The 16,306-nt window shown below is 70.1% G+C and carries 16 protein-coding genes; 6 read left to right on the top strand and 10 right to left on the bottom strand.

What is annotated here, in order from left to right:
* Positions 1-57 precede the first annotated feature (57 nt).
* Positions 58-1,299 carry an MFS transporter gene (locus tag AB0E91_RS19735; RefSeq protein WP_361783149.1) on the top strand — a complete coding sequence of 414 codons (1,242 nt, stop codon included), beginning with the start codon at positions 58-60 and terminating at the stop codon, positions 1,297-1,299.
* A gap of 173 nt (positions 1,300-1,472) precedes the next feature.
* Positions 1,473-2,246 carry an MHYT domain-containing protein gene (locus AB0E91_RS19730; protein WP_361783146.1) on the top strand — a complete coding sequence of 258 codons (774 nt, stop codon included), beginning with the start codon at positions 1,473-1,475 and terminating at the stop codon, positions 2,244-2,246.
* Between the two features lie 89 nt (positions 2,247-2,335).
* Here the strand turns inward: AB0E91_RS19730 and AB0E91_RS19725 are convergent, their stop codons facing one another.
* From AB0E91_RS19725 to AB0E91_RS19710, 4 genes are all read right to left on the bottom strand, one after another.
* The gene (locus AB0E91_RS19725; RefSeq protein WP_361783143.1) at positions 2,336-4,090 is read right to left on the bottom strand and encodes an NAD+ synthase; all 1,755 of its coding nucleotides are present in this window, start codon (positions 4,088-4,090) and stop codon (positions 2,336-2,338) included.
* A gap of 82 nt (positions 4,091-4,172) precedes the next feature.
* On the bottom strand, positions 4,173-6,116 hold the full coding sequence (locus AB0E91_RS19720) for a S53 family peptidase (RefSeq protein WP_361783140.1): 1,944 nt from the start codon (positions 6,114-6,116) through the stop codon (positions 4,173-4,175).
* 203 nt (positions 6,117-6,319) lie between these two features.
* Positions 6,320-6,946, bottom strand: a complete 627-nt coding sequence (locus AB0E91_RS19715) for a DUF305 domain-containing protein (protein ID WP_361783137.1) — start codon at positions 6,944-6,946, stop codon at positions 6,320-6,322.
* The gene (locus AB0E91_RS19710; protein WP_361783134.1) at positions 6,943-7,653 is read right to left on the bottom strand and encodes a DUF3105 domain-containing protein; all 711 of its coding nucleotides are present in this window, start codon (positions 7,651-7,653) and stop codon (positions 6,943-6,945) included. Before AB0E91_RS19710 ends, AB0E91_RS19715 begins: the two co-directional genes overlap by 4 nt.
* A gap of 141 nt (positions 7,654-7,794) precedes the next feature.
* Between AB0E91_RS19710 and AB0E91_RS19705 the strand changes: the two genes are divergently transcribed.
* On the top strand, positions 7,795-8,241 hold the full coding sequence (locus tag AB0E91_RS19705) for an Rrf2 family transcriptional regulator (RefSeq protein ID WP_361783557.1): 447 nt from the start codon (positions 7,795-7,797) through the stop codon (positions 8,239-8,241).
* Positions 8,242-8,284: 43 nt separating this feature from the next.
* Here the strand turns inward: AB0E91_RS19705 and AB0E91_RS19700 are convergent, their stop codons facing one another.
* Positions 8,285-9,469 (bottom strand): globin domain-containing protein, encoded by a 1,185-nt coding sequence (locus tag AB0E91_RS19700; RefSeq protein ID WP_361783131.1) that lies wholly within the window; start codon positions 9,467-9,469, stop codon positions 8,285-8,287.
* Between the two features lie 410 nt (positions 9,470-9,879).
* Between AB0E91_RS19700 and AB0E91_RS19695 the strand changes: the two genes are divergently transcribed.
* From AB0E91_RS19695 to AB0E91_RS19685, 3 genes are read left to right on the top strand one after another with little or no spacing between them, the layout of a single operon-like run.
* Complete coding sequence (locus tag AB0E91_RS19695) at positions 9,880-11,241, top strand: glutamine synthetase family protein (protein WP_018545441.1); 1,362 nt, start codon at positions 9,880-9,882, stop codon at positions 11,239-11,241.
* A 39-nt stretch (positions 11,242-11,280) separates the two neighbouring features.
* Complete coding sequence (locus tag AB0E91_RS19690; protein ID WP_361783128.1) at positions 11,281-11,550, top strand: CopG family transcriptional regulator; 270 nt, start codon at positions 11,281-11,283, stop codon at positions 11,548-11,550.
* Positions 11,547-11,984: a PIN domain-containing protein gene (locus AB0E91_RS19685; protein WP_361783125.1), complete on the top strand. Its 438-nt coding sequence runs from the start codon at positions 11,547-11,549 to the stop codon at positions 11,982-11,984. The genes AB0E91_RS19690 and AB0E91_RS19685 overlap by 4 nt, the downstream gene beginning before the upstream one ends.
* A 38-nt stretch (positions 11,985-12,022) precedes the next feature.
* Here AB0E91_RS19685 and AB0E91_RS19680 read toward each other — a convergent pair whose 3' ends face one another.
* The 5 genes from AB0E91_RS19680 to AB0E91_RS19660 form a co-directional block, all read right to left on the bottom strand.
* Positions 12,023-13,297 (bottom strand): glycosyltransferase family 2 protein, encoded by a 1,275-nt coding sequence (locus AB0E91_RS19680; protein WP_361783122.1) that lies wholly within the window; start codon positions 13,295-13,297, stop codon positions 12,023-12,025.
* The gene (locus tag AB0E91_RS19675; RefSeq protein ID WP_361783119.1) at positions 13,287-13,445 is read right to left on the bottom strand and encodes a hypothetical protein; all 159 of its coding nucleotides are present in this window, start codon (positions 13,443-13,445) and stop codon (positions 13,287-13,289) included. Before AB0E91_RS19675 ends, AB0E91_RS19680 begins: the two co-directional genes overlap by 11 nt.
* Before the next feature lie 26 nt (positions 13,446-13,471).
* A complete protein-coding gene (locus tag AB0E91_RS19670) occupies positions 13,472-14,731 on the bottom strand; it encodes a nucleotide sugar dehydrogenase (RefSeq protein ID WP_361783116.1) in 1,260 nt (419 codons plus the stop codon).
* Between the two features lie 601 nt (positions 14,732-15,332).
* Entirely contained in the window at positions 15,333-15,743 is a 411-nt protein-coding gene (locus AB0E91_RS19665) for a VOC family protein (protein WP_361783113.1), read from the bottom strand.
* A complete protein-coding gene (locus tag AB0E91_RS19660) occupies positions 15,740-16,246 on the bottom strand; it encodes a pyridoxamine 5'-phosphate oxidase family protein (RefSeq protein ID WP_361783110.1) in 507 nt (168 codons plus the stop codon). The genes AB0E91_RS19665 and AB0E91_RS19660 overlap by 4 nt, the downstream gene beginning before the upstream one ends.
* Positions 16,247-16,306: the final 60 nt, after the last annotated feature.

Raw genomic sequence — 16,306 nt, 5'->3', positions numbered from 1 at the left:
CGTACGGGAACATAGGCGATCCCATCCCTGTACGGCACTTCTCTGAGAGGTCCCCTCATGCCCCTGGCTCTGCTCGCCCTCGCCGTGGGCGCCTTCGGCATCGGTACCACCGAGTTCGTGATGATGGGCCTGCTGCCCGATGTCGCGGACGACCTGCGGATATCCATCCCGACCGCCGGTCATCTGGTCTCGGCGTACGCGCTCGGCGTCGTCATCGGTGCCCCGCTGCTGGCCGCCGTCACCGCGCGGATGTCCCGCCGCACGGTGCTGATCGGCCTCATGGCCCTGTTCGTCGCGGGCAACGCGCTCTCCGCGTTCGCCCCCGGCTACGACTCCCTGCTCGCCGCCCGCTTCCTGAGCGGGCTGCCGCACGGCGCGTTCTTCGGCGTCGGCGCGGTCGTCGCGACCTCCATGGTCGCCCCCGAACGCAAGGCGCGCTCGGTCTCGCTGATGTTCCTCGGCCTGACCGTCGCCAACGTCGCGGGCGTCCCCGTCGCCACGCTGGTGGGCCAGCACCTGGGCTGGCGGGCCACCTTCCTCGGCGTGAGCGTCATCGGCCTGGCCGCCATCGCCTCGCTCGCGCTGCTCATCCCGCACGACCACACCCACGCCTCCCCGGCCGGCCTGCGCGGCGAACTGGCCGCGCTGAGGTCCCTGCCGGTCTGGCTGGCGCTCGGCACCACGGTCGCGGGCTTCGGCGCGCTCTTCGCCGCCTACAGCTACGTCACGCCGATGCTCACCGACGCCGCCGGGTTCGCCCCGGCCAGCGTGACCCTGCTGCTCGCCCTGTTCGGCGTCGGCGCCACGGCGGGCAACCTGCTGGGCGGCCGCCTCGCCGACCACGCCATGCGCGGCACCCTCTTCGGCGGCCTCGCCGCGCTCGGCGCGGTCCTGCTGCTGTTCCCGCTGATGATGCGGGCCGAGTGGAGCGCGGCGCTCGCGGTGGCCCTGCTCGGCATGGCGGCCTTCGTCACCGGCTCGCCGCTCCAGCTGATGGTGATGGACAAGGCCGCGGCCGCCCCGTCGCTGGCCTCCTCGGCCAACCAGGCGGCCTTCAACCTGGCCAACGCGGGCGGCGCCTGGATCGGCGGCCTCGCCCTCGCGGCGGGCCTCGGCGCCACCTCCCCGGCGCTCGCCGGAGCGGCCCTCGCCGTCCTCGGTATCGGAGTGGCCGCGGTGGCCTACGGAGTGGACCGCAGCCGGGCGGCGACGCACCAGCAAACCGGCGCGATTCCGGGTGCCACGGGACGGCTGGTGGCGACCCATGTTCCGCAGGAGAACGAGCGTTCACGGCGGTGAAGTCGCACAAACTACAGTTGTGCAACATTCGTTCGTTTCCGGCCAAGGTGGCTTGAAGTTGACCCTCTCTCCCGTAAAGCTTCACACCACCAACACATGACACTCCAGTAACACCAGACACACCTGTCACATCAGACACGCATGTCACAACTGGACATAGGGAGAGGACCCCGATGGGTTCGGCCGGATTCGACTACGGGCTGCTGACGCCGCTCGCCGCCTACCTCATGGCCTGCCTCGGCGCCGCTCTCGGACTGCGCTGCGTGGTCCGCACCGTGCACGCGGAGAAGGGCAGGAAGGCCGCCTGGCTCGGCCTCGGCGCGGCGGCCCTCGGCTGCGGCATCTGGAGCATGCACTTCATCGCCATGATCGGCTTCTCGGTCCCGGGCGCGGACATCACCTACGACGCCCCGCTGACCGTGCTCAGCCTGGTCGTGGCGATCGTCATGGTCAGCATCGGCATGTTCATCGTGGGCTACCGGGGCGTCTCCCCGATGCCCCTGGCCACCGCCGGCATCATCACCGGCCTCGGCGTCGCCGTGATGCACTACCTCGGCATGGCCGCGATGCAGGTGAACGGCACCATCACCTACAACAACCCGACGGTCGCGCTCTCCGTGATCATCGCCGTGGCCGCCGCGACGGCAGCGCTGTGGGCCGCCGTCTCCATCCGCGGCTTCGTGCCCGCGCTCGGCGCCAGCCTCGTGATGGGCGTCGCCGTGACCGGTATGCACTACACCGGCATGGCCGCGGTCGACGTCCACGTCCACTCCGCCGCCTCGGGCTACGGCGACAACGCCGCCTCGCTGGTGCTGCCCATGCTGCTCGGCCCGGCCGTCTTCCTGATCCTCGCGGCCGTCGTCGTCATGTTCGACCCGCTGCTCGTGGCGGGCGACGAGCAGGAGCCCGCCCCGCGCTTCTCCCGCCCGCGCACGCCGGTCGGCTGACGGCACGGCGCACCGCGCACGGCAGAACGAAGGGGCGCCCGGTCCTGAAAGACCGGGCGCCCCTTCGCCGTTCGCGGTACCGCGCCTTCCTACGCCGTCTCGCGCCAGCCGTTGGTGATCGGCAGGCGGCGGTCCTTGCCGAAGCCCTTCGCGGAGATCTTCGTGCCCGGCGGGTACTGGCGCCGCTTGTACTCGGCGGTGTCCACCATCCGCAGCGTCTTCGTCACCAGCGCCGGGTCGAAGCCCGCCGCCACGATCGCGTCCGCGCCCTGGTCCCGGTCCACGTATAGCTCCAGGATCGCGTCCAGCAGGGGGTAGTCCGGCAGCGAGTCCGTGTCCACCTGGTCCGGGCGCAGCTCCGCGCTCGGCGGCTTGCTGATCGAGCTCTCCGGGATCGGCGGGGTCTCCCCGCGCTCCTCGGCGGCCTTGTTGCGCCAGCGCGCCAGCTGGAACACCGAGGTCTTGTACACGTCCTTGATCGGGCCGTACGCGCCCACCGAGTCGCCGTACAGGGTCGAATAGCCCACCGCCAGCTCGGACTTGTTGCCCGGCGCCAGGACGATGTGGCCCTCCTGGTTGGAGACCGCCATCAGCAGCGTGCCGCGCAGCCGCGACTGGAGGTTCTCCTCCGCGAGGCCCGTCAGGCCCAGCGCGCCCATGTACGCGTCGAACATCGGCTCGATCGACACCGTACGGAAGTTGAGGCCGGTGCGCCGGGCCAGCTCGGCCGCGTCGCCCCGGGAGTGCTCCGAGGAGTACTTCGAGGGCATGGAGATGCCGTACACGTTCTCCGCGCCGATCGCGTCGCACGCGAGCGCGGCCACCAGCGCCGAGTCGATACCGCCGGACAGCCCGATCAGCACCGAGCGGAAGCCGTTCTTGACGACGTACGCCCGCAGGCCCGTCACCAGCGCGCCGTACACCTCGGCGTCGTCGTCCAGGTGCTCGGCGAGCCCGCCGGGGAACTCCGGCTCGTACGCGGGCAGCGGGTCCTCGGAGAGGACGACCCGGTCGATGCGCAGGCCGTCGTCCACGACACCGGCCGGGGCGTCCGCGTCGGCGGCGGGCAGGTCCAGGTCGAGCAGCAGCAGGGTCTCCTCGAACTGCGGCGCGCGGGCGATGACGTCGCCGTCCGCGCCGACCACGATCGAGTCGCCGTCGAAGACCAGCTCGTCCTGGCCGCCGGTCATGGCGAGGTAGGCGGTGGTGCAGCCCGCCTCCTGGGCGCGCTTGCGGACCAGCTCCAGACGGGTGTCGTCCTTGTCGCGCTCGTACGGCGAGGCGTTGATGGAGAGCAGCAGCCCCGCGTGGGCCGAGCGGGCGGCGGGCACGCGGCCGCCGTCCTGCCAGAGGTCCTCGCAGATGGCGAGGGCCACGTCGACGCCGTGCACCCGGATCACCGGCATGGTGTCGCCGGGCACGAAGTAGCGGAACTCGTCGAAGACGCCGTAGTTCGGCAGGTGGTGCTTGGCGAAGGTGAGGACCACCTCGCCGCGGTGCAGCACCGCGGCCGCGTTCCGCGGGGCACCGGCCGGCTGGCCGTACTTCGGCTGCGCGGACTCCGAACGGTCCAGATAGCCGAGGATCACCGGCACTTCGCCGAGGCCCTCCTCGGCAAGGCGGGCGGCCAGGTCGCGCAGCGCGGTGCGGGAGGCCTCGACAAAGGAGGAGCGCAGGGCCAGGTCCTCGACGGGGTACCCGGTCAGCACCATCTCCGGGAACGCGACCAGGTGCGCTCCGCGCTCGGCGGAGTCCCGGGTCCGGCGGACGACCGCCTCGGCGTTCCCCGCGAGGTCGCCGACGCGCGAGTCGATCTGATTCAGGGCGAGACGAAGTTGAGGCACGCGCCCAGTGTAATCGTCAGAGCGACGCGATGTGGGGGCGCGAGGTGTCTGACACCTCACGCCCCCACGGCAGCGCGCTAGATCAGTAACGCTCGTACGACGTCACGTAACCACCGGCGGGCGAGCCCACACCGGTCACGTCGTCGTAGCCCTTCACCGCGGACAGGGAGCTGTCCTTGCCCAGGCTGCGGACCGAGGTCAGCAGGCCGTCGGCGGCGTCGACCCCGTTGGCGAAGTCGAGCCGGGCGACCGCGAGGCCGGAGCCGGTCGGGTTGTCGGTGACGTCGTGGAAGACGCCCTTCTTGCCGTACCGCTGGTAGATCACCGGGTTGGCGAAGCCGATCGCCGATCCGCCGCGCGCCTCCTGCGCCAGCGCCTGGACCGCCGCGATCACCGGGGCGGCCAGCGAGGTGCCGCCGATGCGGTACTCGCTGTACTGCTGGGTGCCGTCGGGGAAGGTCTGGGTCTGGCCCACCAGGAAGCCGGTGTTCGGGTCGGCGACGGCCGCGATGTCCGGGACCACGCGGTTGCCCGTGGCGTTGTTGGCCGTGGCCAGTGCCTTCGGGACGATGCCCTTCTGGTAGTACGGCTGCGGCACGTTCTTGCTCGTGCCGCCGCCCGCGCCCGAGGTGAAGGCGCCGGGGAAGGAGTCCCAGCTCTTGCCGTCGGCCGACAGGGTCGCCTTCTCGGTGCCCCAGCCGGTCTCCCACTGGTAGGCGTCGCCCTTGCCCACGGCCAGCGACGTACCGCCGACCGCGGTCACCCAGGCGGAGTTGGCCGGGGTGTCGACCTGCTTCGTGCCGGAGGCGGCGGCCTGGTCGCCGTCGTCGCCGGAGGAGAAGTAGAAGCCGATGCCCTGGACCGCGCCCAGCTGGAAGACGCGGTCGTAGGCGGCCGCGAGGTCCGGGGTCTGGTTGGCCTCGATGTCGCCCCACGAGTTGGAGACGATGTCCGCCAGGTGCTGGTCGACGACCTTGCTGAGCGAGTCCAGCAGATCGTCGTCGTAGCAGGAGGCGGCGCCGACGTAGGTCACGTCCGCGTTCGGCGCGACCGCGTGCACGGCCTCGACGTCGAGGGTCTCCTCGCCGTACCAGCCGGCCGCCCCGCACTCCTCGGTCTTCGTGTAGTCCTGGGGCAGCACCTGGCGCAGCTGCCCGGCCTTCCAGGCCGCGTCGCCGTTCGTCTTCGCGTACGTGCTCGCGTCGGCGGCGATGGTCGGCGAGGCGTACGCGTCGGTGATCGCGACGCGCACATGCCTGCCGGTGTAGTCGCCCGCGCCGTAGGCGGCACGCAGCTGCTTGCCGGTGTAGCCCTTGATCGCGTACGGGATCTTGTGGCCGTAGGCGTCCGGCAGCGTGCTCGCGACGTTCGAGCCGAAGTACGAGGAGAACGGCCCGGCGTTCTTGAACACCCCGTCCGGCGGCGGCAGTTCGTCGTCGTGGTGCGCGATGTGCGGCGCGCTGTCCAGACCGGTGACCGTCAGCACGGCGCCCCGGAGGGCGGCCGGGACCGAGGCGGTGCTCTGCGGGGCGCGGTAAGTCCGCTTGCCCTTGGCGAAGTTGTGCAGCTGCGTGCCGAACGCCTTCTCGGCGGCGGCGACATCGCCGGACACGGAGACGTAGTGCGCGGTGACCCCGGTGACGTCGAGCCCGGCCGACCTCAGCCAGGACTTCACGGCGGACACCTGGGCCCTGCTCGCTCCGAAGCGGGCCTGCGCCTCCTTGGCGCCGAGGTACTTGCCGTACTGCGGCGAGGCCGGGTCCGACACCGCCCTGGCGTAGGCGGCGAGCCCCGCGGCGTCACGCCCCGCGAGGTAGACGCGGGCCTGCACCCGGGCGCTGTCGGCGGTGGCACCCTTGTCCGCCTTGGCCGTGGCCCAGGCCGGGCGGGTACCCGCCAGCGCGTCACGGGCCGGGCCGTCCGCGGCGTGGGCCGCGGGCATGCCGAGCGCCAGCGCGCCCGCGATCATCGGAAGCGTCGCCGCCATGCTCACACCGGCGCGCGTCCTGGCGCGGTTGGATCTCATAAAACCCCCTGCGATGCGGTTCGCATGTAGTGGCCGGATCGTCGTGCGCGACGCGCCTGCCCGCGGCGGTTGGGACCGGCGGAGCGATCACACGATGGAGCCACTCTGGTGATGAACCGTTCATGTCAGGTAAACGGGAGGGTCAAGAGAAGCTCAAGTGGCCTTGGTTACAGAGGATTTGAGTACTTCGTCCGCCGAGCGGCTTAAGAACGGGCTTGTGCGCCACGCGCCTTGAGCATGTCGGCCATCAGCTGGATCTCGGACTGCTGCGCCGCGACCATGCCCCGCGCGAGCCGCTTCTCCGGCGCGACCGAACACCGCCGGACGCACCCCTCGGCCATGTGCACGCCGCCCCGGTGATGCTCCGTCATGAGCTGGAGATAGAAGACCTCCGCCCTCTTCCCGCTCAGCGAACCCAGCTCGCGCAGCTCGGAGTTGGTCGCCATGCCCGGCATCAGCGCGCCGTCCTGGCCCGGCGGCATGCCGCCCATGCCCATCCAGGTCATCGGCGGATCCGCCGACACCTTCGGCAGCCCCCACAGGTCCAGCCAGCCGAGCAGCATCCCGCGCTGATTGGCCTGCGTCTGCGCGATGTCGTAGGCGAGCCGCCGCACCTCGGTGTCCTTCGTGCGGTCGCGCACGATGTACGACATCTCCACGGCCTGCTGGTGGTGCACGGCCATGTCCCGCGCGAACCCGGCGTCGGCGGAGGCGGCGGCGGGAGTCCCCGTCGAGGGCTCCTCCCCTCCGGCGGCGTACCCGGCCGCCCCGGCGGCCACCACCGCGAGCACCGCGGCCCCGGCGGCCAGTCCTGCGAACGCACGCCTCACTGCATGACCCCGCCCGTGCACGAGGCCCCCGGCTCGGGCGTCTGCTCGCCCTGCACATAGGCGGCGAAGAACTTGTCCACCTCGGGGTCCTTCGCGCTCTTCACCGCCACCTGGTGCCCCCAGGCCGACAGGATCAGCGGGGCGTCCTGCTTCTCGTACGGGCTCATCAGCGAGTAGGGCGTCTGCTTCACCTTGGCCGCGAGCGCGCTCACGTCCGCCTTGCCGGCCGCGTCGGTGTACGTCACCCACACCGCGCCGTGCTCCAGCGCGTGCACCGCGTTCTCGTCGTGCACCGGCTTGTCGTAGACCGTGCCGTTGCAGTCGAGCCACACGGGGTTGTGGTTGCCGCCGACCGGCGGGTGCATGGGGTACGTCACGTCGGTCGTGACGTGCGTCCGCGAGAGCTTGCCGGACCAGGTCCGCACGCCGTCCTTGCCGGTGGTGAAGTGCCCCGAGTCGCCCGCGCTGTTCTTGCCGCTGTTCTTGGCGTCCCCGCTCGCGGCGGTGTCCTTCTTCCCTGCCGCGTCCGAGCCGTCCGACTGCGACCGCACCAGCACCACACCGCCCACCACGAGCCCGGCGACGACCACCACGCTCGCGGCGACGGTGAGTATCCGGTTGCGCCGCTCACGGGCCCGCTCCGCGCGCCGCATCTCCTCCACGCGTGCGCTGCGGGTCGCGCTGTTGCTGTTCTTCACCGGACCCATGGGGTGTGTCCTTCGGCAGGAGTGATCTGAGGGCCAGTTGATCGTAGTGCGGGACGCGGGGCCGCAGGGCTCGGACGGGAGGGTTCGGTGGTGACAAGCAGATAATTTGAACCGGGAATGCGTATTACCTACGCTTCCGGTATGCGGCTGCTGCGCTCCACCGATCTCGCGCTGCGGGTCCTGATGCGACTCGCGGTCGCCGGTGCCGACGCGAACCCCACGACCCGCGAGGTCGCGACCGACATGGGCGTCCCCTACACGCACACCACCAAGGTCGTCGCCGAACTCCAGCACCTCGGCCTGGTCGACGCCCGCCGGGGCCGGGGCGGCGGGCTCACCCTGACCGAGCGCGGCCGCAAGGCGTCCGTCGGCTCGGTGGTCCGTGTCTTCGAGGGCGACGGCGACGTGGTCGAGTGCGAGGGCCCGACCCCCTGCCCCCTCAACTCCGCGTGCCGGCTGCGGGGCGCACTGCGACGGGCCCAGGAGGCGTTCTTCGCCTCGCTGGACCCGTTGACGATAGAGGACATGGTGGCGGACCCGACCGGGCCCGTCCTGCTGGGCATCTCCAGCGGCCCGCCGAGGAGTTGACGGGGCGCGAGCGCCGGGGGAGCCGCCCCGGACGTGCCGGGGCTCAGCCCTGCGCGAGCCAGAGGTCGGGGCCGAACACCTCGTAGTGGATGTCGGCCGGGGCCACGCCCCTCTCGAGCAGCTGGGCGCGCACCGCGCGCATGAAGGGCAGCGGACCGCACAGGTACGCGCGCGTCCCGGAGGCCACGGGGATGCCGGTGAGGTCGACCCGGCCGGTGCGGGCGTTCGCGGGGGCGTCGTTCTCGTAGAAGAAGTGGCAGGCCGCGTCGGGCAGCTTGGCGGTGTACGCCTCGTGGTCGGCGCGCAGCGCGTGGTCGGCGGGGGAGCGGTCGCCGTGGATCACGGTGACGGGGGCGCGGTGGCCCGCGTCCGCGAGCGCGGCGAGCATCGCCACCATCGGGGTCACGCCGATGCCCGCCGAGGCGAGCAGCAGCGGGTGCTCGTCGTCGCCGTCGAGCACGAGGTCGCCGTACGGCTCGGACAGACCGACCCGGTCGCCGACGGCGACGCGCGTGTGCAGGAAGTCGGAGACCTCGCCGTCGGGACCCGCACCGCCGTGCACCCGCTTGACGCTGATCTGGCGCACGCCCTCGCCGGGGGCGCCGGAGAGGCTGTACTGCCGGATCTGGTGGGCGCCGTCGGGCAGATCGACGCCGACGGAGACGTACTGTCCCGCGCGGAACGGCGAGACCGGGCCGCCGTCTACGGGGCGCAGCCGCAGGGTGACGACGTCGGGGGTCTCGGTGACCCGCTCCACGACCTCCCACTCCCGCGTGCCGCGGCCGCCGCTCCGCTCGTAGAGCCGCTTCTCGATGGCGATGAGGGCGTTGGCCATCAGCCAGTAGACCTCGTCCCAGGCGGCGGCGACCTCGGGGGTGACGGCGTCGCCGAGCACCTCCACGATCGCGGCGAAGAGGTGCTCGTGGACGACGTCGTACTGCTCGGGGGCGATGCCGAGCGAGGCGTGCTTGTGGGCGATGCGGTCCAGCATGGCGTCGGGGCGCTGGTCGGGGTGGTCCAGCAGATGCACGGCGAAGCCGGCGATGGAACCGGCGAGGGCCTGCTTCTGGGCGCCGGAGGCCTGGTTGCCCCGGTTGAACAGGTTCCGCAGCAGCTCGGGGTGGGCGTCGAAGAGACGGGCGTAGAACCGCTCGGTGATCTCACCGATCGCCGCGCCGACGGCGGGCAGGGTGGCGCGGACGGTGGCTGCGGACTGCGGGGACAGCATCGGGGCTCCTCACGACGGGACGGTCGGCAGGGTCTGGACGGTCGGCAGGCTCTACCTGTCTTCCCTTCGACGCTATGAAAACTTGCATCTGAGATGCAAATTAAAACGGCGTGTCCTCGCTCACGTGGGGGTGTGATCCGACGGGTTCCGGCCATCGGGCGGGGGCCGTCGGCCATTACGGATACGGGTCCGAGCAGGCAAGATGGGCGGCAGGGCAGTACACCCGCCGTGCCGGAGCCGTACCGGACCCGTGTCGGACCCGTACCGGAGCCGTTCAGGCCGAGGTGGCCCGGGCGACCGAGGTCCGCAACGCGCGCGAAACGCTGTTGTGGTGGGATGCTCAGGTGCCCGACCGCGTCCCGCGGTACCGGGGGAAGGCGGCCTGACCAGCAAGGATGGGGAAGCGGAAGATGGACAAGCAGCAGGAGTTCGTGCTCCGGACCTTGGAGGAGCGGGACATCCGGTTCGTACGCCTGTGGTTCACGGACGTGCTGGGCTTCCTGAAGTCCGTGGCCGTGGCCCCCGCCGAGCTGGAGCAGGCCTTCGACGAGGGCATCGGCTTCGACGGCTCGGCCATCGAGGGCTTCGCCCGGGTCTACGAGTCCGACATGATCGCCAAGCCGGACCCGTCGACGTTCCAGATGCTGCCCTGGCGTGCGGAGAGCCCCGGCACGGCCCGCATGTTCTGCGACATCCTCATGCCGGACGGCTCCCCGTCCTTCGCCGACCCGCGCTACGTCCTCAAGCGCGCGCTCGCCCGCACCTCCGACCTCGGGTTCACCTTCTACACCCACCCCGAGATCGAGTTCTTCCTGCTCAAGGACCGCCCGCTGGACGGCTCGCGCCCGATCCCGGCCGACAACTCGGGCTACTTCGACCACACGCCGACCAGCATCGGCCTGGACTTCCGGCGCCAGGCGATCACCATGCTGGAGTCGATGGGCATCTCGGTGGAGTTCTCCCACCACGAGGGCGGCCCCGGCCAGCAGGAGATCGACCTGCGGTACGCCGACGCGCTCTCCACGGCCGACAACATCATGACGTTCCGCCTGGTCATGAAGCAGGTCGCCCTCGAACAGGGCGTCCAGGCGACCTTCATGCCGAAGCCGTTCTCCGAGCACCCCGGCTCGGGCATGCACACCCACCTCTCCCTCTTCGAGGGCGACCGGAACGCGTTCTACGAGTCCGGCTCCGAGTACCAGCTCTCCAAGGTCGGCCGCTCCTTCATCGCGGGCCTCCTGCGCCACGCCGCCGAGATCTCCGCAGTCACCAACCAGTGGGTCAACTCCTACAAGCGCATCTGGGGCGGCTCGGAACGCACGGCAGGCGCAGGCGGCGAAGCCCCTTCGTACATCTGCTGGGGCCACAACAACCGCTCCGCCCTGGTCCGCGTCCCCATGTACAAGCCCGGCAAGACGGGTTCGGCGCGCGTGGAGGTCCGCTCCCTGGACTCCGGCGCGAACCCGTACCTGGCCTACGCGGTCCTCCTGGCGGCGGGGTTGAAGGGCATCGAGGAGGGCTACGAACTCCCCCCGGGCGCCGAGGACGACGTCTGGGCCCTCTCCGACGCGGAACGCCGCGCGATGGGCATCGAGCCGCTGCCCCAGAACCTGGGCGAGGCGCTGACCCTCATGGAGCGCAGCGACCTGGTCGCCGAGACGCTCGGCGAGCATGTCTTCGACTTCTTCCTGCGGAACAAGCGGCAGGAGTGGGAGGAGTACCGGTCGGAGGTCACGGCGTTTGAGCTGCGGAAGAATCTGCCGGTTCTGTAAGAGCCTTCATGGAAGGTACATAACCTGTACCGTTGCCTCATGGCTCTGAAGCGCACCAACGTCTACGCCGACGACAGCGACCTGGCGCTGATCAAGGAGGCCGCGGCCCGCCTCGGCCTTTCGGAGGCGGAGATAATCCGCGAGGGCATTCACCGCATCGCGTTGGCCCACCGGGTCTGGGACGAGCCGTTCGTCTCGGACGAGGAGACCTTTGACCTGGGCGGCCCCGTGGGGGCGGACGAGATCCGCAGGGCCGTCACCGAGGGCCATGAGGCACGCGAGCGGCGAAACCGGGGCCACGCTGCGTGATCGCCATCGCCGACACCTCGGGCCTCCTCGCCCTGTACAACCGATCCGACCCGGCACACCAGGCGGCCAGAAAAGCGGCCGACCAGTGCGGCTTCCTGGTGGCCACGCCTCTGGCCCTGACCGAGGTGCACCAGGTGGCCACCAGGAGGGCCGGACGCCGCGCGGCGGACGCGATTCTGCGCAGCCTCACCGAACGGGTCCGGGACATGCGCCTGGTCCTCGCGCCCCCGACCCCGGAGATCCTGGACGCCGCCCTGACGGTGAGAGCCCGCTACACCGCGCTCGACCTAGACCTTGTGGACGCGGTGAACGTCGCACTGGCCGCCGAGTACGCCACGGACGCCGTCCTCACCCGAGACCTGCGCGACTTCCGGACCGTACGCCCCCTGGACGGCAGACACACCCACTTCCGGGTGCTGCCGGACGACCTCTGAGAGCCGACGGTCTGTTCGTGACCGTCGGCCCTCGCCGGTCAGGCCCTGGAGGCGACCGGTGCGGCCGGGGTGGTCGCGTGGGCGTTGCCCCGGGTGTGCCAGCCGCGTTCGCGGAGCTTGAAGACGGACCAGTACTTCGCCGGGTAGATCACGAGGACCTTGACGAGGAGTTCCACCGGCGTGGCCCACAGCCAGGTGATCAGCTTGGTGGTGCGGCTCATGTGGGGGCGGCGGATGAGGTACTGGGCCGTCTCGGCGTAACGGATGGCGAGGTAGGAGCCGAAGGCGAGCCAGATGTAGGGCCCTTGGGCGCGGAAGAAGACGCCGCTCAGGGTCATGACCAGCAGGACCGGAAGCATGATCCACTGGGTGACGGCGAGCAGCGGGAAGAGCAGCTTCCGCCACTCCAGGTTGATCACGGCGAAGGGGAGTGCCTGCCAGGAGGACTTGCCCCAGCGCAGGCGCTGCTTGAACAGGCCCCGCACGGTGTCGGGCATCGCGGAGTGCACGAGCGCGTCGTTGACGACCACCACGTCCCCACGCAGCAGGGCGTACATGGTCAGACGGCGGTCGTCGCCGTTGGTGCCCGACTTCACGTAGTCGGCCAGGTTGTCGAAGACCACGGGAGCGCGGTACAGAGCGAGCGCCCCGGACGTCGTCTCCACGGCGCCGAGGACGGACCGGGAGGAGCGGATCATCAGGCAGCTGGTGCCGATGTTGACGTCGGAGATCCGAGTCAGCCAGTTGTCCCGGAAGTTCCGCGTGAGGATCAGCCCGGTGGCGGCCATGACCTTGGGCTTGCTCATGGCCCGCATCAGGTTTTCGACCGCGTCGTCGGCCGGAACCGAGTCGGAGTCGACGGTCAGGACGAAGTCCCATTCCTCAGAGCCGAGTTGGCGAAGAATGCCGGCCTGTGCATAGCGTTTCCCACCATTGGCCTGGCGGTGCCAGTGGATTTTGGGGTGGTCGAAGGGTTCGACCGGATGCTGCGAGGAGCCGTCGTCCATGACGTGGATCTCGTCGATGGGGCAGGTCTGGCGCAGCAGTGACTCCAGCGCGGCGCGCAGCAGTTGGGGCTCCTCCTCATAAGCCGGCACCAGAGCGACGATGCGGCCCGTGGCCGGACGCCGGTTGCGCCACTGCGTGTTCACCTCCAGCGAGGAGATGTAGAAGACGATGAGCGCGGCGTCGAAGAGGTACAAGGCCGTCAGGAACTTGCGGTCGCTCTCGCCCAGGGCGAGGTGGTAGGTGGCTGCCCAGACGGCCACCCCCACCGCGCCCAGGACGCAGGCGACGAGCCTGCTACGCCTCATACCGGTTCCCTCTGTTGGCGACGCGGTACAGCACCGCGCCGAGGACGACCAGGCCGATGATCGTGGCGATGGTCCACTGGAAGGCGGCTGTTCCGCCGAACAGCGCCACGGCGCTGCCCGTTCTGGCAAGGGTGCCCTTGTCATACATGTGGATGCCCTGTTCTCTCTCGTGTCCTACAGGCGTTCGATGTGCGGTGCGCTGGCCATGACGCCACGGGTGTCCAGGACGTAGGCCGCCTCGTCGGCGACCCGCGACAGGTCGAACTCGTCGTGCGGCGTCAGCAGTACGACGGCGTCGAAGTCGGCGACGCTCGTACCGGCCCGCGCGGCGGCGAAGGGGATGTCCCGGTCGCTGTCGGCGGGCAGGTAGGGATCGATGACGGTGACCTGCGCGCCCATGGACCGCAGCCGGTCGACCACATCGACCGCCGGGGACTGGCGGGAGTCGGCGGTGCCGGGTTTGTACGCGACGCCGAGGGCGAGGATCCGGGCTCCGTGGACGCTGCGGGAGAAGCGCCGGCCGAGCGCGTCCTGGAGGCGGCGCACCACGTACTCGGGCTGGCTGTCGTTGATGTCCTGGGCCAGCTCGATGAGACGAAACGATTCTCCGTGCTGCGTCTTCACGTGGTGGCTCAGATAGACCGGGTCGATGGGCAGGCAGTGGCCGCCGACACCCGGCCCGGGCTGGAACTTCGTGAACCCGAACGGCTTCGACGCCGCGAGTTCGAGCGTGTGCCACACGTCCACGCCGAGGGTGTGGGCGATCCGGGACAGCTCGTTGACCAGGGCGATGTTGACGTGACGGTAGGTGTTCTCGAACACCTTCGCCAGCTCCGCCTCCTCCAGGCCGGACGCCGGTACGGTCACCTCGGTGACCGCGTCGTAGAACGCCTTCACACGCTCCAGGCACGCCTCGGTGAGCCCGGCGACGATCTTCGGGGTGTTCTCCAGGCGCCACACCGCGTTGCCCGGATCGATCCGCTCGGGGCTGAAGCCGACGTGGAAGTCCTTCCCGGCGGTCAGGCCGGACCCCTCTTCCAGCAGCGGAATCAGCACGTTGCGGGTGGTGCCCGGGTGCGTGGTGGACTCCAGCACCACGGTCCCGCCCGCCTCGAGGTGCCGCGCGAGCTCCCGGGCGGCGTCGCGGACACAGCTCAGGTCCGGGGTGCGGTCGGTCAGCGGAGTCGGAACGGTGATCACCGCGACGTCGAAGCCCTTGAGGTCCGTCGGGTCGCTGGTGGGCTTGTAGGCGCCGGAGCGCAACAGGCGCCCGAGTCTTCCGGAGTCGATGTCCTCGATGTAGGACGACCCGGCGGCGAGCTGAGCGCAGCGGCGCCGGTCGGGCTCATAACCGGTGACGCTGTGACCGGCCTCCGCGGCCCGCAGGGCCAGAGGCAGACCGACGTAGCCCTGCCCCAGCACACATATGTCCATGGCGATTTCCTCACCCTTGAGCCGGCCCACAGACCTGGTGGGCCGGAAAACGGCGCCCCTGAAATGCACCCGTCTGTTCCTGAGGCAGACGAGCGCGGCGTCGGGCACTGCACATTGCGCTGTGGATCCTTTGCTGCAAACCCCCTCGGATTGCAGCAGCCGTTCACGACGGCTCACCGTCGACTCGACCACGGCCCGGGCCCCCTGCCCGGACACGCCAGAGGCGTGCGGCGATCTTCACGAACCCCCCTCATTCGTGGACCTTAAGAGTTCAACAGCCCATGCGAGATGGAAAGCCCGCTTTACCGATTCGAGACCTGGGGGTCACTCGTGGAAGCCGACGCGGAAGAGGCGTCAAATCCCCAGTGTTGAGGCGTATTTGGATCAGCTCGCAAGTTATATGTGCACGTCAAGTGACCCCTACGGTGTACGGCGTGAGCGTGATCCGAGGGGCCCTGAAAAGCCGGCGATGATCAATAAATCTTCACAATTCACGAGGAGTGCAACGACCTCGGTGATCTCCGGTTGTCAGAGGGGTTGCTCCCGCCTCACGCGCCACAAGACCGGTTGCATTTCGCAACAGTCGGGCGGCCGAGGTCCCTCACCGCACCAGTTCCCCCACCCCCAGCAAATTCCCCTCACTGTCCCGGAACCAGGCCCCCCGCTCGCCCCGAGCCCCCTTGCTCGGATAGTTCCCCTCGATCTCGGCGATTCCGTCACGCGTCCGGAAGCCGGGGGCGTCGACGTCCTCGAAGACGACGCCCTTGGCGCGCAGCTCGGCCACCACGGCGTCGAGGTCGTCGACCTGGAAGCCCATCTGGGTGAAGGTGCCGGGGGAGGCGCCGGTGGACTGGAAGACCACGAAGTCGGTGCCGCCGCACCGGTACAACAGACCCCCGGGCCGCTCATCCACAGGCTCAAGCCCCAGCTTCTCCGCGTAGAACCGCCGGGCCCGCGACAGATCCTGAGCGGGCAACCGAGTCGCCACAGTGCCCCGCGCCAGCCCACTCACGAGAACCTCCACCGGGTCTGGCTGAACGGCTCCCCCTTGCCGAAGCCGAAAACGGTCACCGGCGCGACAGCGAAGACGTAAGCGGGACCGGGACCGTGCTGGAAACACCCGTTCCGCACCTCGTAGCGCCAGAACTCCCCGTACTTGGCCTCCCAGGCGGCCGCCAGCTCCCGCAGCCGCCCCTCGTCGGTGACGCGAACCGCGTCCCCCTCCACCACCACGTCGAACCCGACGGTCCACTCGTTGATCCCGGTCGTCAGCACGACATGCGGATTCTCGGCGAGGTTCCGCGCCTTGCGCTCCCCGGACCCGGTCCCGAAGTACAACGTCCCGTCGTTCCACACGGCCAGCGTCGGAGTGACATGCGGCCGCCCGTCCGGCCGCACGGTGGACACCCAGAACAACTGCGCCTCCTCCAGCACCCCCACCACTTCGTCCCAGGGATGGGCAACAGTCCCCAGACTGCTGTACCGAACGTCCAGCTCACCGACAGGCCCAGCCATACGACACCTCCAGCGCACGTTTCCCCCAATTCGGACCCTGCCCGCCCCCCGAACTCATCG

Source organism: Streptomyces sp. NPDC026659 (assembly GCF_040638245.1).
Classification (GTDB): domain Bacteria; phylum Actinomycetota; class Actinomycetes; order Streptomycetales; family Streptomycetaceae; genus Streptomyces.
Note: the sequence above shows the minus strand (reverse complement) of the source record. Positions and strands in the feature narration are given on the sequence as shown.